The sequence below is a fragment of the Thermoanaerobacterium sp. CMT5567-10 genome (assembly GCF_030534315.2).
In the GTDB taxonomy this organism is placed as follows: domain Bacteria; phylum Bacillota; class Thermoanaerobacteria; order Thermoanaerobacterales; family Thermoanaerobacteraceae; genus Thermoanaerobacterium.
In genome coordinates, this window is record NZ_CP130558.2 from 949327 (window position 1) to 974732 (window position 25406).

The 25406-nt window shown below is 35.2% G+C and carries 21 protein-coding genes and 1 pseudogene; 2 read left to right on the forward strand and 20 right to left on the reverse strand.

Features of this window, described 5'->3' with window-relative positions; translation table 11 throughout:
• Positions 1-149 precede the first annotated feature (149 nt).
• From Q2T46_RS04880 to Q2T46_RS04905, 6 genes are all read right to left on the reverse strand, one after another.
• A complete protein-coding gene (locus Q2T46_RS04880; RefSeq protein WP_303264031.1) occupies positions 150-1544 on the reverse strand; it encodes a glycoside hydrolase family 1 protein in 1395 nt (464 codons plus the stop codon).
• Complete coding sequence (locus Q2T46_RS04885) at positions 1528-2037, reverse strand: hypothetical protein (protein WP_303264030.1); 510 nt, start codon at positions 2035-2037, stop codon at positions 1528-1530. The genes Q2T46_RS04880 and Q2T46_RS04885 overlap by 17 nt, the downstream gene beginning before the upstream one ends.
• A gap of 76 nt (positions 2038-2113) precedes the next feature.
• Positions 2114-3439: a PTS cellobiose transporter subunit IIC gene (gene celB, locus Q2T46_RS04890; RefSeq protein ID WP_303264029.1), complete on the reverse strand. Its 1326-nt coding sequence runs from the start codon at positions 3437-3439 to the stop codon at positions 2114-2116.
• Between the two features lie 59 nt (positions 3440-3498).
• The gene (locus Q2T46_RS04895) at positions 3499-3807 is read right to left on the reverse strand and encodes a PTS sugar transporter subunit IIB (RefSeq protein WP_303264028.1); all 309 of its coding nucleotides are present in this window, start codon (positions 3805-3807) and stop codon (positions 3499-3501) included.
• 172 nt (positions 3808-3979) lie between these two features.
• The gene (locus Q2T46_RS04900; protein ID WP_303264027.1) at positions 3980-4510 is read right to left on the reverse strand and encodes a glycine/betaine/sarcosine/D-proline family reductase selenoprotein B; all 531 of its coding nucleotides are present in this window, start codon (positions 4508-4510) and stop codon (positions 3980-3982) included.
• Between the two features lie 27 nt (positions 4511-4537).
• Positions 4538-4870 (reverse strand): PTS lactose/cellobiose transporter subunit IIA, encoded by a 333-nt coding sequence (locus Q2T46_RS04905; protein WP_303264026.1) that lies wholly within the window; start codon positions 4868-4870, stop codon positions 4538-4540.
• A gap of 299 nt (positions 4871-5169) precedes the next feature.
• Between Q2T46_RS04905 and Q2T46_RS04910 the strand changes: the two genes are divergently transcribed.
• Positions 5170-7869, forward strand: coding sequence for a sigma 54-interacting transcriptional regulator (locus Q2T46_RS04910; protein ID WP_303264025.1), 2700 nt, complete (start codon positions 5170-5172; stop codon positions 7867-7869).
• A gap of 36 nt (positions 7870-7905) precedes the next feature.
• Here Q2T46_RS04910 and Q2T46_RS04915 read toward each other — a convergent pair whose 3' ends face one another.
• From Q2T46_RS04915 to licT, 13 genes are all read right to left on the reverse strand, one after another.
• Positions 7906-8160, reverse strand: a complete 255-nt coding sequence (locus Q2T46_RS04915; RefSeq protein ID WP_303264024.1) for a DUF2281 domain-containing protein — start codon at positions 8158-8160, stop codon at positions 7906-7908.
• 157 nt (positions 8161-8317) lie between these two features.
• Positions 8318-9361, reverse strand: a complete 1044-nt coding sequence (locus Q2T46_RS04920; protein WP_303264023.1) for a Gfo/Idh/MocA family protein — start codon at positions 9359-9361, stop codon at positions 8318-8320.
• Between the two features lie 76 nt (positions 9362-9437).
• Entirely contained in the window at positions 9438-10358 is a 921-nt protein-coding gene (locus Q2T46_RS04925) for a sugar phosphate isomerase/epimerase (RefSeq protein WP_303264022.1), read from the reverse strand.
• A gap of 14 nt (positions 10359-10372) precedes the next feature.
• A complete protein-coding gene (locus Q2T46_RS04930) occupies positions 10373-11107 on the reverse strand; it encodes a sugar phosphate isomerase/epimerase (protein WP_303264021.1) in 735 nt (244 codons plus the stop codon).
• Between the two features lie 10 nt (positions 11108-11117).
• Positions 11118-12203, reverse strand: coding sequence for a Gfo/Idh/MocA family protein (locus Q2T46_RS04935; protein WP_303264020.1), 1086 nt, complete (start codon positions 12201-12203; stop codon positions 11118-11120).
• Between the two features lie 14 nt (positions 12204-12217).
• Positions 12218-13210: a LacI family DNA-binding transcriptional regulator gene (locus tag Q2T46_RS04940; protein ID WP_303264019.1), complete on the reverse strand. Its 993-nt coding sequence runs from the start codon at positions 13208-13210 to the stop codon at positions 12218-12220.
• A gap of 288 nt (positions 13211-13498) precedes the next feature.
• Complete coding sequence (locus tag Q2T46_RS04945) at positions 13499-14971, reverse strand: long-chain fatty acid--CoA ligase (RefSeq protein WP_303264018.1); 1473 nt, start codon at positions 14969-14971, stop codon at positions 13499-13501.
• A gap of 16 nt (positions 14972-14987) precedes the next feature.
• Entirely contained in the window at positions 14988-15923 is a 936-nt protein-coding gene (locus Q2T46_RS04950) for an ROK family protein (protein WP_303264017.1), read from the reverse strand.
• Positions 15924-15951: 28 nt separating this feature from the next.
• Positions 15952-16668, reverse strand: a complete 717-nt coding sequence (locus tag Q2T46_RS04955) for a phosphatase (RefSeq protein ID WP_303264016.1) — start codon at positions 16666-16668, stop codon at positions 15952-15954.
• Between the two features lie 60 nt (positions 16669-16728).
• Complete coding sequence (gene hprK, locus Q2T46_RS04960; protein ID WP_303264015.1) at positions 16729-17643, reverse strand: HPr(Ser) kinase/phosphatase; 915 nt, start codon at positions 17641-17643, stop codon at positions 16729-16731.
• A 144-nt stretch (positions 17644-17787) separates the two neighbouring features.
• Positions 17788-19239, reverse strand: coding sequence for a glycoside hydrolase family 1 protein (locus tag Q2T46_RS04965; protein ID WP_303264014.1), 1452 nt, complete (start codon positions 19237-19239; stop codon positions 17788-17790).
• Positions 19240-19332: 93 nt separating this feature from the next.
• A complete protein-coding gene (locus Q2T46_RS04970) occupies positions 19333-21222 on the reverse strand; it encodes a beta-glucoside-specific PTS transporter subunit IIABC (RefSeq protein ID WP_303264013.1) in 1890 nt (629 codons plus the stop codon).
• Positions 21223-21357: 135 nt separating this feature from the next.
• Entirely contained in the window at positions 21358-22185 is an 828-nt protein-coding gene (gene licT, locus Q2T46_RS04975) for a BglG family transcription antiterminator LicT (protein ID WP_303264012.1), read from the reverse strand.
• A gap of 339 nt (positions 22186-22524) precedes the next feature.
• Here licT and Q2T46_RS04980 point away from each other — a divergent pair, with 339 nt between their 5' ends.
• Positions 22525-23505, forward strand: coding sequence for a biotin--[acetyl-CoA-carboxylase] ligase (locus tag Q2T46_RS04980; RefSeq protein ID WP_303264011.1), 981 nt, complete (start codon positions 22525-22527; stop codon positions 23503-23505).
• A 27-nt stretch (positions 23506-23532) separates the two neighbouring features.
• On the opposite strand, the pseudogene uvrC reads toward Q2T46_RS04980, so the two are convergent.
• Positions 23533-25382: pseudogene (uvrC, locus tag Q2T46_RS04985) on the reverse strand (excinuclease ABC subunit UvrC).
• Positions 25383-25406 lie beyond the last annotated feature (24 nt).

A 25406-nucleotide genomic window follows, 5' to 3' on the forward strand; every position in this document is an offset into this window, starting at 1 on the left:
AAAAAAATTTTATCTCAAAAAAGTGTTGTAAATCACGTACTAATCGTATTCTTGCTACTGTCTTAATTTTAAGAAATTTGTCGAAAAATGATTTTATAGATAACAATTTCTATAACAAAGAAAAAAATCCCTCTTAAAGAGGGAAAAATTCACTCACTAACCCCATTGTTTTTCGATAATTCTTTATACCAATATCCACTTTTCTTGATAGTCCTCTTTTGTGTTGATATGTCGACTGATACGAGCCCATAGCGATTTTTATAGGCGTTTAGGAATGACCAGTTGTCCATGAAAGACCAAAGGTGATAGCCTTTTACATTGCATCCTTCTTCAATCGCCTTATGAAGCCATTTTAAATGACCTTTGATAAAGTCTATTCTGTAATCATCTTGGATTATACCGTCTTTTATGAAACGTTCTTCTCCTTCCACGCCCATGCCGTTTTCTGAAATATACGATTCAATGTTTCCGTAGTTGTCCCTTACATTTATCAAGATGTCATATATTCCTTTTTCGTATATCTCCCATCCTCTGTAGGGATTCATCCTTCTTCCTGGCATTACATATTCATCAAAAAACCAATCAGGTGTGAATACACCATAAGGATTTGGCATATTTTCCTTTGCTTTAACCCTTCTTGGCTGATAGTAATTTACTCCAAGATAGTCAACCGTATTACTCTTTATGAGCTCAAGATCTTCCTCAGTATACACCGGTAAATGATTGTAACTCTTTAAAAGTTCTACAAGTTTCTCAGGATATTCTCCTTTGACACATGGGTCTAAAAAGCTTCTATTGAAAAGAAGATCAGCTATCTCTGCCGCCTTAAGATCTGCAGGATGATTGCTGCGAGGATATGATGGAGTTAAGTTTAATACAATCCCGATTTTTCCATCTTTTATGTCTAACTTTTTGAACTCGTTTATCGCCATTGCGCTTGCCAAAACTGTATTGAAACATACCTGTATAGCCTTCTTAAAATCCACGATATCAGGATAATGAAAGTTATAAAGGTATCCTCCCTCTGCTGGAACTATAGGTTCATTGAAAGTAATCCACCTTTTTACCCTATCTCCAAAAAGCTCAAAGCATGTCTTGGCATAGTTCTTATAATTCTCCAAAACTTGACGACTTTCAAATCCTCCTATGTGCTGCATTTCAATCGGCATATCGAAGTGAAACAAAGTAGCTATAGGCATAATACCATTTTCTAAAAGCTCATTTATGACGTTATTGTAGAAATCTACTGCCTTTTTATTGATTTCACCTACTCCGCCTGGAATCAATCTTGACCATGATATAGAAAATCTAAATGAATTGTGTCCTATTTCTTTCATCAATTTTATGTCTTCTTTATATCTATGGTAAAAATCAGATGTCACTTCAGGTCCTACACCATTGAAAAATCGGTTTGGCACTTGCCTGTACCAATAATCCCATACATTCATTCCTTTCCCGTCTTCGCTTGCAGCACCTTCTATCTGTGTTGCAGATGTGGCAGAACCCCACCAAAAACCTTCCGGAAATTTATACTCTTTTGCCATTTTTCTTTCCTCCTCTTGTTTTGTTAGTCACATAGCTTGCAATAAATTTTTCCCCACCTAATGATATTAGAAAATAGCCTACGGAAAATATTATCACTAAGGGACCGAAGAATTCTTCCAATACAATACATATTGCCAGTGCATGCGTCGCATAAACTATCAAATCGTAATAATTCAATTCTCTTTGCTTCTTTATAAGTGCCACAACATAAAAGACAAATGATAGTACAAGTGACGATGCTATCAAACCAATGTACAGAAATAGTAGTGAAGATGCAATATTTTTTATTGACAGTTTTAAATAGCTATTTAAAAACACTGAAAAATTGCCTGTAAATAGTGATATTATAAGTTTAATAACCGTTAAATAAACAACACCAAAAATCGTCAAGATAAGGTCAAACCTGAGAAGTTTTATTATAGATTCGCCTTTTAATCTTTTGTAGTTTTGAGGCATAAACAGGCTTATTTTTAGCTCTTCCAAGACACCCATAAATTTTATCTCCTTACACCTAAAATGTTTAAAGCAATTAGACGATTACAACTGTAACCGCCTAATTGCAATTATATCAGCCTTTTTGGCTTTCAGCAGCCATTGCTTGCTCTTGCTCAAGGTACTGTCTATCTACGACTCTTAAGAATGGCAAGTATATGAAGAATGAAATCACTAATTCAATTATCTGCCATATAGCACCGCTAAAGCCTGATACCAAAAGTCCTCCGATGATAGGTGGTGTAGTCCATGGTATTACAACACCTGTTGGGTGCCCAACAAGACCTATTGACATGACGATGTAAGTCAAAGTAGCCAAGATCATCGGTGTCAATATGAATGGTATTACCATTATTGGGTTTAAAACGATTGGAAGTCCAAATATTACCGGTTCATTGATATTGAATAAACCAGGAACTATAGCAAGTTTTCCAACAGTCTTAACCTGTCTTGATTTTGAGAAGAAAAGCATAGCAAGCACAAGTCCTAATGTACTGCCTGAGCCACCTACTAGCATGTACATATCGTGGAACTGCTGTGTTATGATGTGTAGAACTGGGTGACCAGCTTGGAATGCCTGCAAGTTCTCTGCTGCAAGTGCCAACCATATTGGACCCATAACAGATCCAACTACGTTTGCACCATGTATACCAAATGACCAGAAAAGTCCTTCGAAGAAGTTAGCAATCAACGTAGCAGGCAGTGTATCTCCAAGTCTTGTCAAAGGTATCTGCAATACCGTGTAAATAAATTGATGTATTGTGCCATAAGATGTCATAGCAAACAACATTCTTATAACATCGATGATGATAGCAACTATAGCCGCAGGTATCAATGCAGAGAAAGCTCTCTCAACTGCAGGTGGAACACCTTTTGGCATCTTAATTACCCAGCCTCTTTTTATAACAAATCTTACGATTTCAACTGACAGTATCGCCGTCAAAATACCTACAAATAGACCTTTTGAGCCCATCCAATCAACTGGTATGCCACCACTTACTTGGATTGCTTTTTTAGCTCCTTCAGGTGTATAATTAACTATAAACGGTGTAAATATCAAAAATGCAACGAGTGCAGTTGCAGCCGTGTTTAAACCATCAATCTTGTAATGCCCTGCGAGGCTGTACGCAATGCCAAATACTACAAATATACTCATTATTGACATTGTAGCCTCAAAGGGCCTCATAAAGAATGTATTCCAGTTTGGTCCAAAAGCCTTTGCCATAAAATCAGAGTATCCAGGTATGGGCAAAAACGCCAGCAACAAGAAAACAGCACCTATTGTAATGAGTGGAACAGCAAGCATAAAGCCATCACGAATTGATGTCAAGTACCTATTTTCGGAGATTTTGCCTGCTATAGGCATCAATTTTTCTTCAAGCGAATCTGTAAACTTACTCATTTTTATAACACTCCTTATCTTAAATTTAGATTTTTGGTTTTAAAACTTATAAATGAGAACTATTTATTAGCCATGCTTAAAGCTTGGTCTAACACTTTTTCCCCATCCATCATGCCGTAGACGACTGGATTTATCACATCTACAGGCACACCTTTTTCACTGCATATTTTCTTTGCTTTTGGCAAGATGAATTTTACCTGTGGACCTAAGAGAACTACATCTGCTTCTTCTACGTATTTTTCCATCTGTGCCTCAGGGTATGCATCGACAGCAACCTCTATGCCTCTTGCTTTTGCTGCTTCTTCAATTTTTCCAATCAACATGCTTGTGGATGAACCTGAAGAGCAAAATAGAATAATTTTAAGCATTAACGTTTTCCCTCCTTTCAAAAAAATCTCAGTTTGTTAAAGCAATTTTTCATTTTATCTTCAAGGATTTCCCTACTTCAACATATCAAGACAAGAACTATTAAAACAGCTTAAAAAGAGGGAAATCCCTTGAAAGCAAAAGTATTCAATCCAAAAACATCGGCATCACCCCTTAATCTTGTGGAAAATATCCTTCCTCTTCAGGAGATCCTATAGGCTGCCCTTGAGCCAACTTCACTGCAAACTTTGATATCTTTCTCAATGAATCGTTTAGTCCTATGCCACCTCTGTTGGGAGTCTCTATAATGTATATCTTTTTTCTGAACAATTCTGTACCTGTGTTGTCTTTTGACATAGCCGCAAACGCAGGAATATTTAATTTCTCTATAACGGCTTCTGTCAAATATCCACAGCAATCACCGTATCTTTTGTAGTTTAATGCAGGACCGCATATGACAACATCTGGATTAAATGCCTTTATCATGTTTAATAATTTTTCAATAGCTTCATCTTTATTTTCAAGAAAATAGTTATCACCACATATTACGGTGCCGATTATGTCACCGCCGTTTCTCATCATGGTGTTTTTCAAAAGCATACCCAATCCTATAGCCCCAAACTGAGACTGAGGTTCCATATTCATTTTTTCATCTGTTCCGTATCCTGCTTGAACTTGATTCAAAAATTGTACCGCTTTAATCATTTTATCCTCCTATTTAGTGTTTAATTTTTATTTTGTCACGCATGTATGAAGAACTGGTTCCAACATCTTTCTAAGTTCAATAATCTCTGATATGAGATTTTTCTCTGATATAGCAGTCATAAGATGATCTTGTGAGTGCACAAACAATATAGAAAAATCTAATTTTTCGCCTGATGCTTCTTTTTGCAACATGCTTGTCTGCACATTATGTGCTTTCTCAATTGCCTCATTAGCTTGAGCGATTAACTTATCAGCTTCTTCAAATTTGCCATCATACGCCTTCCTAAGCGCTTCATGTGCATATGCCCTTGCTTCACCAGATTGTATAATTATTTCCATAACTATTTGCTGCATATCCATATTATTTTCCTCCTTGAATTGGTTTTATCTATTTTGGGGTTCACCTAATAATATATGCAAGAACTATGCCAAAACACTAGAACATTGAAAAACACCACATTTTTCACATGAAAAACATATTAAAATAAACAGTGTTTTTTAGTGTTTAATAAAAATCGCATATTGTTTTATAAATTTTTCTTAGTGTTTTAATGTTTTAATAGTGTTTAATCTATTAAATCACTATTGAAAAACTTACAGCAAAATATATAATAGAGGTATGATAGAAAGAAATCGTCATGGTAAAGGGGATCTTTAAATTGAAAAGAAAAGACTTGATTTTTAAAAAATTAATAGAGCTAAATAAGGGCAAAGGTATAGATGCAAAAACATTAGCAGATGCTTTAAATATGTCGAGAGCAAACGTTAGTCATGAGTTAAATCTTTTGTGTAAAGAGGGAAAAGTCGTAAAGTCAGATGGCAGGCCAGTACTGTTTTCACCCGTGTTTGAAAGCACAAAAAGCAACTCCAGTGACAGCAAATTGTATGAACTGGACATGCTTATTAAAAACAATATAAGCCTAAAACAAGCTGGAGAACAAGCAAAAGCTGCTATTTTATATCCTCCCAAGGGAATCCACTGTTTGATATTGGGTGAAACAGGTGTAGGAAAATCAACTTTTGCGCGAATTATGCACAAATACGCCATAGATATGGGTGTGAAAAAGCCTGACGCTCCATTTATAGCATTTAACTGTGCAGATTACAGCAACAATCCTCAGCTTTTGACAGCGCAGTTATTTGGAGTCAAAAAAGGGGCTTATACAGGCGCTGATACAGACAAAGAAGGGTTAATCGAGAAGGCAAATGGAGGAATCTTATTTCTTGATGAAGTTCATCGCTTGCCGCCTGAAGGGCAGGAGATCTTATTCACTTTCCTCGATACTGGGTATTTTAGAAGAGTTGGCGATGTGGAAAACAGGACATCTGACGTACTAATCATATCGGCTACAACTGAGGATCCTTCTTCATCCCTTTTAAATACATTTACCAGAAGAATACCGATGATAATTAAAATACCGCCACTTAGAGATAGGACTTTGGAAGAAAGGTTTTACCTTTTAAAAAGGTTCTTTAAACACGAAAGCATAAAGCTAAACAGGGATATATTTGTATCACTTAATTCCATGAGGGCATTTTGTTCATATGACTGTCCAAACAATATCGGTCAATTAGAAAGTGATGTCAAACTTATATGCGCAAAGGTCTATTCAGAATTTTTGACTAACAAGAAAAACGACATAAGGATCTGCAGCAGAGACTTGCCTGATTATATAAAGAAGGGATTATACACAGATAAACAGCATAGAATGCTTTGGAATGAAGTCATAGGCGATGATATAGAGTTCTTTAAGTTTTCTCCTACAAATGAAATAGAGGAGATTCCAACCGCATCTAACGATAACAGCATTTACGAGATAATAAACGACAGACTAAGGCAGCTTAAAGCAAAAGGTATATCTGATATAGACATTGAATCAATTTTGGAAAAAGACATAGCAAAGTACTTCCACAAACAGATATACGGTATAACAGATGAGAAAAACAAGCAGAATTTAATTCATATCTTAGGAGAAGACATAGTAAGCATTACAGACAGGATTGCAGAACTGGTATCCGAACTACTTGGGAAAGATCTCAGTCAAAACAGCTATACTGCACTTGCTTTGCACTTAAACACGCTTATTGAAAGGGTCAACAAAAATAAGCCTATTGTAAATCCTCAACTGTCAAAAATAAAGCAATTGTACCCAAGAGAATTTGAAGTTGCGATTGAAGCTAAAAAAATCATAGAGAAATATTTGAACGTTTCGATTCCAGAAGATGAAGCTGGATTTATCGCAATATTTCTCATTTCGGACAAAGAATACATCAATAAGCAAAGCGAGAAAGTCAAGGTGATAATAATCGCCCACGGCAATTCTACCGCTACCTCCATGGCAGATGTGGCTAATAAGTTGTTGGGCGAAAATTATGCAATAGGTTTAGACGCTCATCTTGACAAAAGTCCTCTTGAAGTCTTAGAAAGCTTGAAAGACTACGTGAGGAATGATATGAATCAGGCAGGATACCTTCTTTTAGTAGACATGGGCTCCCTTACAACATTTGGCGAAACGATTGAAAAAGAGTTTAATGTTCCAGTAAAAGTTATACCGCTTATTTCCACTCTCCACGTCATCGAAGCTACCAGAAAAGCGCTATTAGGTATGCCTCTTAACAATATTTACATGAGCGTACAATCGATAAATTCGTACATGGAGAACAACATGGATTTCGCCCCACTGATAAGCGGCAAAAAGAAAATCGCAATCATAACAGCATGTCTCACTGGGGAAGGCGCCTCTGTTGCAATCAAAAGTTTCTTAAAAAACAACTTAAAGTACGACAAAGATTTATTTGACATAATACCAATTGACAGCCTTGATAAACACATGACAATGAAGAAAATAAACGAAATCCAGGAAAACATGGAAATAGCTTTTATCGTATCGTCTTTTCCATTGGATACTAATATTAAACAGTACAGCATGAATGACGTCTTAAGCTTGAAAGTCATAAAAGAATTGCAGGAGATAGTTGATATTAAGACAACCCTTATCAAGATGGGCAATGTATTGAAAGAAAACATCCATAACATCGATGGCGAGGAACTCTACATCGATATACAAAACACTATAATGAAGCTTTGCGACACGCTGTCAATTTGCTTTGATGATGACATGCTGCTTGGCATAATACTTCACTTTGCTTTTATGGTAAGCAGAATCAAAAAAGGAGAAAAAAGCATTGAGTATATAGGAAAAGAAGAATATATTAAAAACAACAAATCATTGTACAACGCAGTAAAAAAAGCATTGACGCATTTAAACACAAAATATTCTATAATAATACCAGATGATGAAATATGCTATATAATGAGGTTTTTCCAAGAAAAAGATGCTCTTTTCAATATGATATAAAAAATCCCCTGTGCATTATGCAAAGGGGATTATGCTCTAATCATTTGTATACCTTATTTCTTTTACCAAATCAGAAATATTTTCTTCTGAATAGCCGTATCCCTCTAATATCTTTTTAGTTTCCTTTGTTGTTTCAAACATATCTTTTACAATCTTTAACCTCTTTTGTATTAGATACTCTACAAAATCTAAAACTTCTTTCTGTTCATCTTTAGGCATTGCTTTTACTTTCTCATATATTATATTATCCAATTTATCATTGATTGAGTTTGACATTTTTATCACCACCATTTATTATTCCTTCTTTAATTATATCATTTTTTAAAAATATAAAAAGGTATGTATATAGCAAAAATATTGCAAAATACATACCTTTCCATCTAGTTAATCTTGTTTAAAATAAAAGCTTTGTGATCGATTATCGTCGCTTCCCGCAATATATTTTATTTTATAGCTCAATAGCTTTTCCTGTTTCGCTTGATTTAAACGCAGCTTCTATTATCGAGTAAACTCTTTTTACTTCATCTGGTTTTACTATAAGCTCTGCTTTTCCTTCGATCGTATCGCGGACATTTGCATAAAACTCTATCCACTCCGTATCTACATTTGGAAGCTCAAAATGATCTTTTACTTCTTCCGGCCTCGGCGCAAATGTACGGGTCGGTCCTGCTGTTGTCTCTACTATTTCCGCATCAAATCTGTCGGCAAGCTTATTTAGCTTGACAATTTCGCCATGCCCTTCAAAATCATCTACTACCAATGTCCCTTTGTCTCCTCCAACAAACCATCTCGGTAACGGCTTTAGACAAAATGTTCCAACTTCTATTTGTGCAGATAACCCATTGTCAAATTTCATCAATAGCTTGAAATAGTCGTCCACATCTTTGTTTAATACGCTAAATAGTTCAGCGTACACTCTAACTACTTTATTGGGAATCATATACAGAATCTGGTCTATAAGGTGGACACCCCAATCTAAAAGCATCCCACCGCCGCACTCTTTTTTATTCCTCCAACCGTAAATCAATCCACCTGCACCGTGTACTCTGCTTTCGATTGTATATACATCACCAATCATGCCTAATTCTATAGCCTTTTTTACTTTATTAAAGTCTTTATCCCATCTGCGGTTTTGATGTACTGTAAATACTACATTATTCTTTCCTGCAGCCTCTATTATTTCATCTATTTCCTTCATCGACATTGCAACAGGCTTTTCAACTATGACATTCTTTCCAGCATTGGCTGATGCAACTGCAAGATCCTTATGCACATCGTTGGGAGTTGCGATTAATACAGTATTTACTTCATCATCCTTTAAAAATTTATCCAACTTATCATATCCTCTAAGTCCAGCCTTTTTCGCTACATCGACTTGATATGCATCAATATCGTACGCCGCTACTACATCAACACCTTTAACTTTTGGGGCATTTTTATGATGCCACATTCCCATGCCACCATAGCCTATTATTCCAAGTTTTATTGGCATCTTTCTACCTCCTATTGTGATTAAATAAAAACATTTTATAGACAAGTAGACTCGACTACTTGCCTATGTGAAGTATTTATATGAATTGTTTTAAATGATCATACCCTAATTTCAATCCCTCTTTGACTTTTTCCTCGCTGCCTTCATACAGTGGGTCTTCATGCTCAATGCTTATAACGCCATCGTAACCTATGTCTTTTAGCGCCTTTATAAATCTATCCCAATCTACTTGGCCAAGACCTGGCATTCTAAACCTCCAATAACCCGTTTCACCTTTTTTAGGAAACTGTCTATTAAATACCCCGTACCATTCAAGCTTATCCTTAAAGATTTCAGCGTCTTTCGCATGAACGTGAAATATCCTGTCCTTAAACGCTGGAACAACTTTTAAATAATCTATAAGCTGAAATAAAAGATGCGATGGATCTAAGTTGAGCCCAAAATTCATAGATGGTATCCTTCTAAACATCTCTTCCCAAAGCTCAGGAGTAAATGATATTGTTCCTGGAAGTCCTTCTTTCTGCCAGCCTTCCATAGGGCAATTCTCAATTATAATCTTTACACCTTTGCTCTCTGCATAACCAACAATGTCGCCAAACACTTTTTCAAATTCATCAAAATTCTCCTTCAAATTTTTATTGGGATCTCTCCCTATAAAAGTTCCAACCATAGATGTACCTAACATAACTGCAGCATCAATGCATTTCTTAGTGTGATTATTTATATAAGCTCTTTTTTCAGAATCTGGATCCAAGTTGTTGTCGTAATAAGCCAAAGATGATATAGATAGACCATAATCCTTCATGTATTTCTTTATCTCTTCAGCTTTTTCTTCTGTCAATGTTTCAACATCTATATCACAGCTAGAGTAATCTCTGCTGTTTACCTGTGGCCAACAAGCAATTTCTAAAGATTTAAACCCATTTTCCGATGCCCACTTCGCTTTGTCCTTAAGCTCCATATTTCCAAGGCATACTGTTAAAAATCCAAGATGCATAATTTTATCTCTCCTCACATTTTTTTGATATTGTTAAAGCTTATTTTAGCACTTTCAATAGGCTGTCTTTTGCATATATCCTGTTCGACTATAAACCACTCAACACCAGCCTCTATTGATGCACTTATTATATCTTCAATATTCATAGTTCCTTCGCCAATTTCTGCAAAGTCCCTCGTATCACTTTCCATGTCCTTTAAATGAACCAATGGCACTCTTCCACTGTACTTTTTAATGTACTTAACAGGATCTTCACCTGCATACTTAACCCAATACGTGTCTATCTCCGCTTTTAAAAATTCTGAATCAGTATTTTCATAAATTAGATCTAATCCATATTCGCCATCAAATTTTACAAATTCATGGTTATGGTTGTGATAGCAAAAAATCAATCCTTTATCGGCACATTTTTCTCCAATTTCATTGAAAAGTTTTGAGGCTTCGATGAAATCATCTTTTGTTTCGTATTTATTCCAGGGGCATACAATGTATTTATTTCCTATTTCCAAATTGTACTCTATTTCTTCGTTAAGTCTATTTTTTAAAATTTCTAATCCTATGTGACTTCCAGTAGGAATTAATCCAAGACGTTCAAGGTGTTTTTTTAGTTCTGATGCCTTTAGGCCACCATATCCAGCAAATTCAACACCTTTATATCCTATTTCAGCAACTTTTTCTAAAGTCCCTATAAAATCTTCTTTCATCTCATTTCTTAAGGTATAAAGCTGTAATGACAAAGGTATATCCATATAAATCACCCTATTCGTTAAAATATACTGGCTTACCAGTCTTTGAAGATGTGTATATAGCCTCTAATATCTGTGATACTACATATGCCTCTTCTGGCTTTACAACAGGTTCCGTATTGTTGATGATACTTTCTATCCACAACCTTGCCTCTAAGTCAGCAGCATCTTCTGCCTTTCCTTCGTAAAATGCCACACCACCTGAACTTAAATCGATTTTTGTAGTGTACAATCGTCCATTCATCTCTCCATTGATTCTAAGCCCATCTTTCATGTCTGCTCCACCTTCTGTCCCGCACAACGTCGTCTTTGCTTCATCCACATCAAGGGAATTTAAAGCCCAGCTTGACTCAAGTATAATCGTTGCACCATTTTCCATGGTTATAAAGCCAAAAGCCGAATCTTCAACGGTAAATTTATCCGGGTCCCATGGTCCCCAAGCATTTGCTGCATTTCTTCTTTCTGCCAGTTTATGATAAGTATTGCCAACAACGTATTTAGGCTTATAGTTATTCATCATCCATAATGTAAGATCAAGAGCATGTGTCCCTATATCGATTAACGGGCCTCCTCCTTGCTCTTCTTCGTTTAAAAATACTCCCCATGTAGGAACAGCACGGCGTCTTATTGCATGTGCTTTTGCAAAGTATATTTCTCCAAGTACACCATCTCGACACAATTTATGTAAATATTGTGAGTCAGGTCTAAAACGGTTTTGATATCCTATAGTCAATTTCTTCCCTGTCTTTTTTGCTGCATCTAGCATTCTCTTTGCATCACTAGCAGTCTTTGCCATTGGTTTCTCACACATTACGTGTTTCCCAGATTCCAATGCATCAACCGTTATATCAGCATGTGACTTATTTGGAGTGCAAACATGTACCACATCAATCGTCTTATCTTCCAGCAGTTTTCTATAATCCTTATAAGTTTTTGCACCATCTACGCCGTAGTCTTTCGCAGCTTTTAATGCTCTTTCTTCATCATCATCACAAAACGCCACCATCTCGACATTTTTTAACTTTGATAATGCTGGCATATGTTTTCCACTGGCTATGCCACCACATCCTATTATTCCAACTCTAACTTTTTCTCCCACAAAAATTCCTCCTTCTATTTTACAGTAGACTGCCTTATTATAAGTTCATGCTCTAAAACTATATTCTCTCTATACCCCCCTTTATTTTTTATTTGCTTTATAAGCAACTCCATTGCCGTACAACCGATATCGTATTTAGGCTGGGACACCGTTGTAAGAGATGGATTGTACATTGGAGCAAAACTTATGTTATCAAATCCAACTATAGCAATATCATCAGGAACTTTCAGCCCATTTTCATAACATGCTTTTATAGCACCTATTGCCATGATATCCGATATGGCAAATATTGCTGTTATTTCTTTAAAATCATTTAAGAGACTTTGTGCTGCTCTGAAGCCGCTTTTAAATGAATAATCACCATACCGGATGTAATCAGTATTAAATTCAATTCCAGAGTCCTCCAAAGCTTTTTTATATCCTGCTTCTCTGTGCTTCGTCGACAGAAAATTATTCTTACAGCTTATAAACCCTATATTTTTATGTCCCAATCCTATCAAGTGTTTTACCGCTTTATATGATGCTTTGTAGTTATCTATAGACACATGTGAAACATTAGCACCTTCCTTGTATTCGCAGCACTGCACAACTGCATATTTTTCTCCTATGTCATTAAGCTCTTCCTCATCAATCTCAGGAGCCATAAAAATAACTCCATCAGAAAGCTTATTTTTTAAAAGCTCTAAATACATCCTTTCTCTCTCAATATCAGAATCAGTGTTGCAAAGCATTACACCATATCCATTTTTTTGTGCCACATCTTCTATTCCTTTAACTATTCTGGCATAGAATGGATTTGATATTGCAGGAAGCAGCACAAGTACCATCTTTGTTTCCATTCTACGCAGATTTCTGCCTAAAAGATTGGGGTTGTAGTTTAGTCTTTTTATCACAGACAAAACTTTTTCTCTAGTTTCATCTGAAACGCCAGGTTTGTTATTAAGGACTCTTGATATTGTAGCAACTGAAACACCAGCTTCTTTTGCAACATCTTTTATCGTTATCATAACAACTCCTTCGTAATTGATTACTATGTAGTTTAGGTGAATTTTTAGGAATAATAACTTATTTTTCACTACTGCAAAAACAATTTACGTAACGGATTACATAACAATAGTAAAACAGATTTTGCCATAAGTCAATCCCAATAATTTATCTAGATATTTGATTTAGAATGATATACAACATCTATCATCGAATTTCTTCAAAATACTTCTATTTTATACTAAAACCGAGATTGTCTCAAAATGAAAAGCCATGCCGCTTTAAGCATGACTTTCAAGTTTTCTATTAATTTATTTGAGAAGTTTTTTCATGACTTTACCTGTTGGGCTCTTTGGAAGCTCATTTACAAACTCGAATATTTTAGGTATCTTATATTTTGCCAATTTGTCGTGCAAAAAGCTTTGCAGCTCTTTTCTGTCTGCAGTCTTTCCATCCTCTAGCACGATAAATGCCTTTACTTCCTCACCCTTATATTTATCGCCTACTCCAATTACTGCAGCCTCTTTTACTGCAGGGTGCTCCATAAGTGCTTCTTCTACTTCTCTGGGATATACATTGAACCCGCCCAAGATAATCATGTCTTTCAGTCTATCAACTATGTAATAATATCCATCTTCGTCTTTCTTCGCAAGGTCACCCGTATGAAGCCATCCATTTCTCAAAGTTTTTGCTGTCTCCTCAGGCATATTATGATATCCTACCATTATGTTGGAGCCTTTTAAAATAAGCTCACCTACCTCGCCAACTGACACCTCATTGTCGTCTTCATCTACTATCTTAGCTTCATTGCATGGAAGAGGTAGCCCTATAGAGCCTGGCTTCCTTATTTCATCAGCTCCAAGGGGATTCAGTAATGCTACAGGCGCAGCCTCTGACAATCCATAACCTTCAACAAGCGGAAAATTAAATTTCTCTTCAAATCCCCTTTGTATCTCCGGTGCTAACGGCGCACCACCTGAAATAGCAAGCCTCAATGCTTTAAATTGACCTTTTTCTACCATTCTTATTAAAAATGCAAAGATAGATGGCACACCGCAAAATACTGTTATATCTTCATTTAAAAGTGTTTCCAATGTGTCTTTGGGCATAAAGCTGTCCTTTATAGTTACAGTACTTCCAAGATAAAATGCAAGCAGCACATTTACAGCCCAAGAAAAGCTGTGAAAAAGCGGCAACACACATAAAAAGTTGTCACTTGGACCAAGATCCGATATTTCATCCATCGCAACAACATCTGCTTCAAAATTTTTATGTGTAAGCATTGCACCTTTAGGTTTACCAGTTGTACCAGATGTATAAAGATATGTACATACATCATCATCATTTATTTCTACAGGAACGTAATTAGTGTGTTTCATTATTTTTTTCTTTGTATCGTCGTTTAAAACAACTACATTTTTTAAATTTAGCTTACTAAATGCTGAAGTATCTACATTTTTAAGTACAACAGGATGAACTACAATAGTGTTTGCACCAGATTCCATCACAACATACTGTATTTCTTCCATTGTATACATAAGATTTAATGGAATTGTTATAGCACCAGCCTTTGCCGATCCTAAATATGCAAAGATAAATTCAGGACAGTTAGGCATGCTAAGTATTACTTTGTCACCCTTCTTAACACCCAGTGATTGCAGGTAAGCTGCATAGCTATCGACGTATTTTGGCAACTCACCATATGTAATTATTTCATCTTTAAATTTTATTGCAACATGATCTTTTAATTTTGTATTTCTTTCGTAAAATTCATATATCTTCACATTAAAACCCCTTTTCTTAGAGAATTGCCGCACCTATTATTCCTGCGTCATTTCCAAGCTCAGCTTTTCTAATGTCAGCATACGGCAGATCCTTGAATAATATATTTTTACTTACTTCTTCTTTAAGCGGCTTTAAAAGAAAATCTCCAGCATTAGCGACACCGCCACCGATTATTATAACTTCTGGATCAAGTATATTTATAATGTTCACAATTCCCATTGCAAGATACTTCACATAATCATTGAAAATCATCATAGCTGCTTCATCAAATTGTTTTGCAGCATCAATGACATTTTTAGCTGTAATAGACTCTATTTCACCGCCTGCCAGTTTCAAGATAAGTGAATTGCTGTCCTTCATTGCAACCTTCTTGCCTTCTCTGATGAGAGCCGTTGCAGACGCATACGTCTCAAAACAGCCAATTTTGCCACAATTGCACATAACGCCATTGTCCCCTAAAACGATGTGCCCAAGCTCTGGCGCAAAATGGTGTGCGCCATTAAACACTTTTCCATTTAATATGAATCCTGAGCCAACACCAGTTCCTAAAGTTATAGTGACAGATGAATTTGTTCCTTTTCCTGCTCCAAATATTCCTTCTGCCAGTGCAGCAACATTTGCATCATTGTCCATATTTATAGGTATATCGATGTATTTATGTATTTCCTTTACCAACGGAACTTTTGTCCAATAAAGATTTACAGCTCTTAAAACAATACCTTTTTCGTTATCTGCAACGCCGGGAACACCAATCCCCATAGACTCTACATCTGAAATATCAAGACCACATCTTTTTATTAATTCCAATGAAATTTCTGTAATGTCTTTTGCGATTGCAGCATAGCCTCTTTTAGGCTCTGCAGGTCTCGAACCCATTGCCATTATTTTGCCTTTTTCATTGACTAATCCTACAGCTATGTTTGTTCCACCAATATCGACGCCAATTCTCATGTTATCTTTCCCCCTGTTGAATAAATCTTTACAGCTTTCCCTTGTTCTTTAAGTATTCTTTAAATTTATCTACATTTGTATTTAATATAAGACTTTCATTTAAATTAGCTTTTTCTATTACTTCCAATGCTTTGTCAAACCTGCCTACATCAAATGATATGTGTGCATCGCTTCCAACACAAATCTTGACATTTTTTTCTGCAGCCTTCTTGGCGATTAATAAACAGTTGTCGTAGCTTCCAACTCTAGATGAAACAAAAGAGCTGTTATTAATCTCAATGCATGTATCATATTCTTTTGCTGCATCAAGAACCCTGTCAACATCAATCTCGAAAATAGGATTTCCTGGGTGTCCAATTATATCTACGTATGGATTTTTCATTGCATTTATAATCGCTTCAGTATTTGAATCTATATCCCGATAAGGAAAACATACATCATGAAGGCTGGCAATAACCACATCCAATCTTTTTAAAATTTCTTCCGGAATGTCAAGGCTCCCATCTCTGTCCACTATATTAGCTTCAACACCTTTCAATATTTCTACACCGTCTATCTCTTTAGGCATGACTTTTAAATTTCCAAAGTGAAAAATATGAGGTCCTCCCGGCATCTTAGGACCATGATCCGTCATACAAATAAGCTTTAAACCTTTCTTTGAAGCCTCTTTTGCATTTTCCATTATCGTGCCGTACGCATGACCGCTTGCTACTGTATGTGTATGTGTGTCAAGTAAAAGATTCATCAGAATTTACATCCCCTTCATATGTAAGAAATTCAATACGATTGCTACAACAATTATATTTTAAGTTGAAATTTGTTTCAACAATTTTTTGTTAAGCTCATGTGCAGCATTATAACCCATTTGTTTTTGTCTATGGTTCATCGCTGCAACCTCCACAATTATGGCAAGATTCCTTCCTGGTCTTACAGGTATCGTCAATTTTGGAACCTTGATGTCCAAAAACTTTATGTAATCGTCATCAAGACCAAGCCTATCATAATACTTGTCCTCATCCCATTCTTCCAATTGTATAACCAAATCAATATTCATAGTATCCCTTACAGAACCCACACCGTAAAGTGTCCTAATATCAAGAATCCCTATTCCTCTTATCTCTATATAATGCCTTATTATATCAGGTGAACTGCCCTGCAAAACATAATCGCTTATTTTTTTAATCTCTGTAGCATCATCAGCCACAAGCCTGTGACCTCTCTTTATAAGCTCTAGTGCAGTCTCACTCTTCCCAATACCACTCTCTCCAAGCAAAAGGACCCCAACACCATAGACATCAACGAGATCACCGTGAATAGTAATCTGAGGTGCCAATTTTTCTTCTAAATAGTTGATAAGCCTGCTTATAAATTTCGTAGAGGATTCCTTTGTCCTTAAAAGATATCTGCCATATTTCTGAGCCGCCTCCACAATCTCCCTCTTTATGCTTAATCCTCTTGTAACAATTACGCACGGTACCGGATATTCAAAAAACTTATCGGCACGTTCTGCAAGTACATCTAAAGGCATCCTATCAATAAACGCTGTTTCAACCATTCCAATAACTTGCACACGTTCATTTGCAAAATGTTCATAAAATCCCGAAAACTGAAGACCAGGCCTGTTTACATCACTTGTCGTTATATCGATCTTCTCGTTAGCTTCTACTACTACTTCCAAATCCAAATCTTTTATCAAATCCGGAACTGATACACTTAACAAATCTATTACCTCCTAATCGGCACTTGCTGGCTTTACATTAATTATATTATTTTATATCTAAGATGTAAATAAATTACCTAAATAAATTGCCCTACTTATCATACATCAAAAGTAGGGCATCAAATTTATTTAAAATACTTGTTATTATAATTCTTCACCGTTTGTTTCAATTACTTTCTTATACCAATAAAAACTTTTTTTCGGAATTCTTTTTAGTGTGCCTTTTCCTTCGTTGTCTTTATCCACATAGATAAAGCCATAGCGTTTTTCCATTTCCCCTGTAGATGCACTAACTAAATCTATGCATCCCCATGTAGTATAACCAATTAAATCAACTCCATCAGCAATTGCTTCTTTCATCTCCTTAATATGCTCTCTTAAATACTCTATTCTGTAATCATCATTGATTGAACCATCTTCTTCAACAGTATCAACTGCACCTAAGCCATTTTCAACAACCATAATAGGAATTTGATATCTGTTGTATATGTTATTTAAAGTCCATCTTAATCCTTTTGGATCAATCTGCCATCCCCAATCGCTTGCTTTTAAATATGGATTTTTTAGTCCCATTGATAGATTACCGCCGATTTCTTCTTGATTAGGATCAGAGCTTATACAGTTTGACATATAATAGCTAAATGTATAAAAATCAACACAGCCTTCTTTTAATGTCTTTTCATCATCTTCTTCCATCACTATATTTATATTATTTTCCTTAAAATACCTTTTTGCAAAACCAGGATAAGCACCTCTTACTTGAACATCTGAACACAAAAAGTTGCTTAAATTATCTTTTTGTTGTGCTAATAATACATCTTCAGGCTTGCAGGTTAAAGGATAAGTGCACATATATGCAATCATACAGCCTATCTTAAAGTTTTTATTAATTTCATGGCCTAATTTCACTGCCTTTGCACTTGCTACAAGCTGATGATGAAGTGCTTGATATCTAATCTGCTCATTGTTTGATTTGCTGTTGGTGAGTTCACCATTTCCCTCTGGCATAATTGCACCAGCTATAAAAGTTCCAAAAGGCATTGTTAAGGCATTAATTTCATTAAATGTCAGCCAATACTTAACTACATCTCTGTACCTCTTAAATATAGTTTCGCAGTATTTAACGTAGAAATCTATTACTTTTCTATTTGCCCATCCATTATACTTTTTAGTCAAATTATATGGTGCTTCATAATGTGATATTGTAACTAAAGGTTCTATATTGTATTTTTTTAATTCTGCAAAAACATTGTCATAAAACTTTAAACCTTCTTCATTTGGTTCAGCATCATCACCATTTGGAAATATTCTTGTCCAAGCAATTGACATACGAAAGACTTTAAAGCCCATTTCAGCAAATAATTTTATATCTTCCTTATAGCGATGGTAAAAATCTATTGCTTCATGACTTGGATAATATGCTCCTTCCTCTAAGACTGGAGTAATACGTCTTGGAGTTGTACGGCTTCCACTTGTCAAAATATCAGCAGTACTCAATCCTTTACCACCTTCATTATATGCACCTTCACATTGGTTAGCAGCAGTAGCTCCTCCCCATAAAAATCCTTCCGGGAATTTCTTAATCAAATTTTCCATATCTCATTTCTCCTCCTTGTAAATTGGTTTTTAAGCATCAGAGACACTTAGCTTCACCTCTGATGCTTGAATATTTTAATTTCTGCTAAATATCTAGATCATCACTGTTAATAAATCATCTTTATAGTTGACAGTCTTTTTATCTGTTTCAATAACATCCAAGTAATTATTTGAATTTGTAATCACTATAGGTGTTGTTAAAGAATAGCCTTCCTTCTTTATAGCATCAATATCGAATTCTACCAGTACCTGACCTGCCTTTACATTATCACCTTGTTTTACTTTAGCATGAAAATATTTCCCTTCCAATTGAACTGTATCCATACCAATATGAATTAAAATTTCTGTACCTTTATCGCTTGTAATTCCTAAAGCATGGCCAGTTGGAAATAGAGTTGTTACAGTTCCATCTACAGGTGCAACTATCCTGCCTTCTGTTGGTTCGATTGCAACACCTTTGCCTAGTACACCCTTTGAAAAAGCCTCGTCCTTTATTTCTGATAAGGCTTTGACTTCCCCTTTTAATGGGCTAACTACAGTTTCTTGCTTTATTAGTGTGTCTCCACTAGTTACCTCTTCTTTAGTTTCTTCGTCTTTAAAACCACCAAAGAACATTAATATAAAGCCTAATACAAATGCTACGATAATGCCTATTATAGCACCGTAAAATCCTCTATCTATTCCATGCGGACCAATGTAGCTTGGAATTCCAAAAATACCAAGTCCACCAAGCATATACATTTTAGTTCCCATAAATCCCATAATGCCACCGCCTACTGCAGCTGCTATACAGCTTAGTATGAATGGCTTTTTACGAGGCAATGTAACACCATATATTGCCGGTTCTGTAACACCGAAAATCCCTGAAACAAATGCAGGTATTGCTATTGTTCTTAATTTAGAATTCTTTGTTTTAATTAAAATAGCTAATACAACACCTATTTGTGCAAAAGAAGCTCCAAAATAGGTTGCAATAATTTGATCATAATGAAGCACCGCTAAATTGTTGATCAATATTGCTACAAGTCCCCAATGCAATCCAAAAATAACAAATATTTGCCAAAAAGCACCCATAAATAATCCTGCAATGATCGGACTTAAGTTGTATATAGCAATCGTTAATGCGCCAAGTAATTTACCTGCCCAAGTTGCTATAGGTCCTATAACTATTAAAGCTAAAGGAGCAACTACTAAAAGCGTAAAGAACGGCACTAAGAATGTTTTAACTACATCAGGTATTATCTTCCTAAAGAATTTCTCAATTTTAGATCCAACATATACGGTTAATATAATAGGAACAACGCTTGATGAGTAATTCATTAATATAACAGGAATACCTAAGAAAGTTAAATACACAGGCGATTGAATTGCCGTCCCATTAAATAATGTGTACAAAGGCTTTCCTGCCATTATACTAGCAAACGTTGGATAAACAAGTATTGCACCCAGCGTCATGCCAACAAACTGATTGGCATTAAATTTCTTAGCAGCTGTAAAGCCAAGGAATATTGGGAAGAAGTAAAAAAAGCTGTCTCCTATGGCATTTAAAATCTGATAAGTTCCTGAAGTAGCAGTTAGAAGATGTAAAGCCACAAATAATGCATTTAAGCCTTTTATCATGCCTGTTGCGGCAAGTACACCAAGCGTTGGCGCAAATACACCTGAAATGGTATCAATGAAACTGTTAAATAAATTTTTCTTTTCACTTGAGGCTGCTTCTTCTTTACCTTCTGTCTGAAAACCTCCTATAGCAACAACATCAGCATATACATCTGGTACATGGTTTCCTATAACAACCTGATATTGCCCACCACTATTTACAACGGTAACAATACCATCCATTTTTTTAAGAGCTTCTGTATTTGCCTTGCTTTCGTCTTTTAGTTTAAAGCGAAGACGTGTAATACAGTGGGTTAAACTAATTACATTCTCTTTGCCGCCAACATTTTTTATAATGTCTTTGGCTAATTTTTCATACTTCATGACAATCTCTCCTTTTTGAATTAATAATTTTTTTAATTTGTATAAAAAAGGCGAGAACAAATAGACAGTATAATTTTTATACTATCTGATTTGGTCTCGCCTGCATTACCAGTAACAATCCAAAAATTATTCAATTTATGTTTGAGTAACACGCTGAATATGAAGAGTTAAATATAGTTTTTCCTCATTTGATAACTCAGTTTCTAAATATTTTTCTATCTTAAGCATACAATCGTAAGCTTTTTTATACTTTGTCTTAACTTTTTTAAATAGATAATCATCCACTTCCTTCACCTGTTCTTTTTTATTCAGCCTTTGGAAAAAAAATCTTAAATGAGTAACAAATCTTTCATAGCTGATAGATTTTTCATCTAGTGTGATGCCATAGGTATACATAACAATATTTAAAATGTCATGTATTTTTTTTGTTTGTTCAGCTACATTTTCCACTTTATTGAATGAGCTATTTATCTGTGCATTTATTAAATGAAGAGCTATATTGCCAGCCTCATCATCTGGAAGTTTTTTATTTAACTCATCTTCAATAAACTCCAATGCTTTTAATCCAATTTGAAATTCCTTAGGGTAAAATTTTTTAATTTCCCAAATCAATGGGTTAGGATTTTCTAAACCTTCATCAAACATTTTAATAGCATTGTAAATATGATCAGTGAGGGTAACGTATATATAATCATTTAGTTTTGTATTTAGCATATTTTTTGCATATTCAATAATGTCATAGCATACCGAAACGTATTCAGTGGAAATATCCTCTAACAATAATTTAAATTTTTCTGAAGCATCATTTTGTTTAAGTATGAACGTTTTCTCAATTAAAGTTTCGTCTACCTTCTCGCCAACACTCTTCTTAAATCCAATTCCACGCCCCATAACAACTAACTCACGATTATCTGAATCCTTGGCTACTATGGCATTGTTATTAAATATCTTTTCTATTATCATTTGTGCCCACTCCCACCTCACATATATGCTCATTAAAGAAATAAAAACCTTAGTCAATCCAGAATATTAATCAAATATCCTAGATTAGCTAAGGTATCGCCTGATCGAATCAGTAACAACCCTAAATTTTATAACGTATTTTCGTAATTATTTTATCATCTTCTATATATGTTGTCAATACATTTTTATTCATTGTAATTCAAAAATTATCTGAACATTTATTTCAATTAATGTTAATCCTGAAAAGTTAAAATTGTCTCTTTGTTTAACAAAACTATTTGTCGAAAATTATTTTTACTGTATAATAAACTTGAATCTATAGTTGAAGGTGAGTGGGCTTTGTTAAAAAATGATATCTTATCAATTTTAAAATCAAATAAAGGCAAACATATATCAGGTCAAGAATTATGCGAAATGCTAAACGTGTCTCGAACGGCAGTGTGGAAATGCATAAATGAATTGAAATCGGATGGTTACATCATAGAGTCGAAACACAAATCTGGATATCTTTTGATGGAAGAACCCGATATCATAGATTATATGGAAATTTCTCCATATTTAAAAACAAAATTCATAGGCAGGAATTATTTACACTTTGAAAGCATATCATCCACAAATGATTATGCAAAAGAAATTGCACCAAGCGCCACAGACGGTACAGCGATTGTTGCAGAAGAACAAACATCGGGAAGAGGCCGCATGGGCAGGCACTGGGTTTCAAATAAAGGGCAAGGAATATGGATGTCTATAATTCTTAAGCCGAACTTAAGTCCTAATGAAGCAGTCAAGCTGACGCAAGTTGCAGCAGTAGCTGTCATAGAAACCATTAAAGAAATAGCTGATATAAGATCTGGCATAAAATGGCCAAATGATATAGTAATAAACAGTAAAAAGGTTTGCGGAATACTTACAGAAATGAATGGGGAAATAGATCGAGTAAATTTCATAGTAATTGGAATCGGTATAAATGTAAATGTACAAAATTTTCCAGAAAATTTGTGTGGCAAGGCAACATCCCTCTCTATTGAAACAGGCAAAATTTTAGATAGAAAGCCTCTGACAGCATCGATACTTAATAATTTTGAAAAATACTATAGGATATTTTTAATAAATGGATTTTCATCTATACGAAATTTATGCAAAGAATATTCATTGACGCTAAACAAAGATGTAAAAGTAATAATAAACAACAATGAATGCATAGGGCGTGCTGTTGATATCGACGATGACGGCAATCTAATTGTTGTATTTAAAAATGGTGAGAAAAAAACTATCGCATCCGGCGACGTCTCCGTCAGAGGTTTGCTTGGTTACGTTTGAAAAGGTATCATCTACCCAATGATACCTCTATTTCCTAAAATAATCATAGACAGCTTTAGCCGCTTTTTCATTCATTCCATCTACTTTTTTAACTCCTCTACTGTAGCATTTTTGATGCCATCTATCGTCTTAAACGCCTCAAATAAAGCTTTCATGCGTTTTTCTCCAATGCCTGAAATGTTTAAAAGATCACTTCTTAATTTTTTGCTTTTCGTTTCCTTATGAAATGTTATAGCAAATCTATGTGCTTCCTCTTGTATTTCTGCCACAAGTCTAAAAGCTTTCCCCGTCATAGGCATATCTATTTCCCCATCAGGCGATACTAGCCCTCTTGTTCTGTGTTTTGAGTCCTTCACCATTCCATATACAGGTATATCCATATTTAATTCACGTAACACCTCTTTTGCCGTATTTACATGGCCAAGTCCACCATCAACAAGTATCAAGTCAGGCATTATATGGAACTTAGCTTTATCCTCTTGAAGCTCTCCATCGTCAATCAATTTTCGCTCCTCTATTCCATGTTTTATCCTTCTTAAAATGACTTCCCTCATGCTTCCATAATCGTCCTGACCTTCAACGGTCTTTATGTTGAATTTCCGATATGACGATTTGTGGGGTTTCCCGTCAAGAAATACAACCATAGATGCAACATTGTCAGTCCCTCTTATGTTTGAAATATCAAAGGCTTCAATTTTCTCTGCATATTCCAGACCAAGCAATTTGGATAGCTCCGATACAGCATCATTTTTTTGCCTTTTCATCTTTAAATTGATGTCATTTTTCAACGCTTCGAGGGCATTTTCATAAACCATATCGACAAGTTCTTTTTTCTTTCCTCTTAAAGGAAACGAAATCATAACTTTGTTTCCTCTTTTATTTGACAGCCATTCTGCTAAAACATGCTTTTCATCCATATCAACGTCTGTTATTATTTCCTTTGGTATATACGGCGCACCATCGTAAAACTGTTTGATAAACGATGACATTATATCGCCTCTGCTCATTTCATCAGTATTTTTCAAGAAGTAGTGCTCTCTTCCACTTACTTTTCCACCCCTTATGAAAAACACCTGGATGCAAGTATCATCCGCACTTCTAGCCATTGATATGACGTCTTGATCTTCACCTGATGTAGAAATTATCTTCTGTTTTTCAGATGTCTTCTCGATACCATATATCTGATCTCTAAGCTTTGCAGCTTTTTCAAATTCCATGTTTTTTGCGGCCTTCTCCATATCTTCTTTCAATTTTTTAAGCAGTACATCGTGTTTGCCTTCTAAAAACATTACGGCATCATCTACCAATTTCATATAATCGTCTTTTGATATTTGTCCTGTACATGGAGCAGAGCACAATCCTATGTGATAATATAAGCACTCTCTGCATTTGCCAATATCTTTTTCTATATTTCTATTGCACGATCTAAGTGGAAACATATGCCTCAAAAGTTTTATAGTCTCACGAACTGCAAAGGCACTACTGTAAGGTCCAAAATATTTGGCACCATCCATTTCAACTCTTCTTGTAAAGAGTATTCTCGGATAATCTTCATTTACGGTTATCTTTATATACGGATAATTTTTGTCATCTTTTAATAATATGTTGTACTTAGGCTTATGTTTTTTTATCAAATTGCATTCCAATATGAGTGCTTCAAGCTCTGTATCTGTTACAATGTATTCAAAATCAGCAATATGTTTCACCATTGTTCTAACTTTTGGTAGTTGGTTTGCCTGATTTTGAAAATACTGTCTTACTCGATTTTTTAAAATTACAGCTTTCCCTACATAGATAATCTTTCCGCTTGAATCTTTCATTATATAAACGCCGGGTTTTTCCGGCAGCAACTTCAATTTTTCCTCAATATTAACCATATCATCACCTTATGAGACTCATTA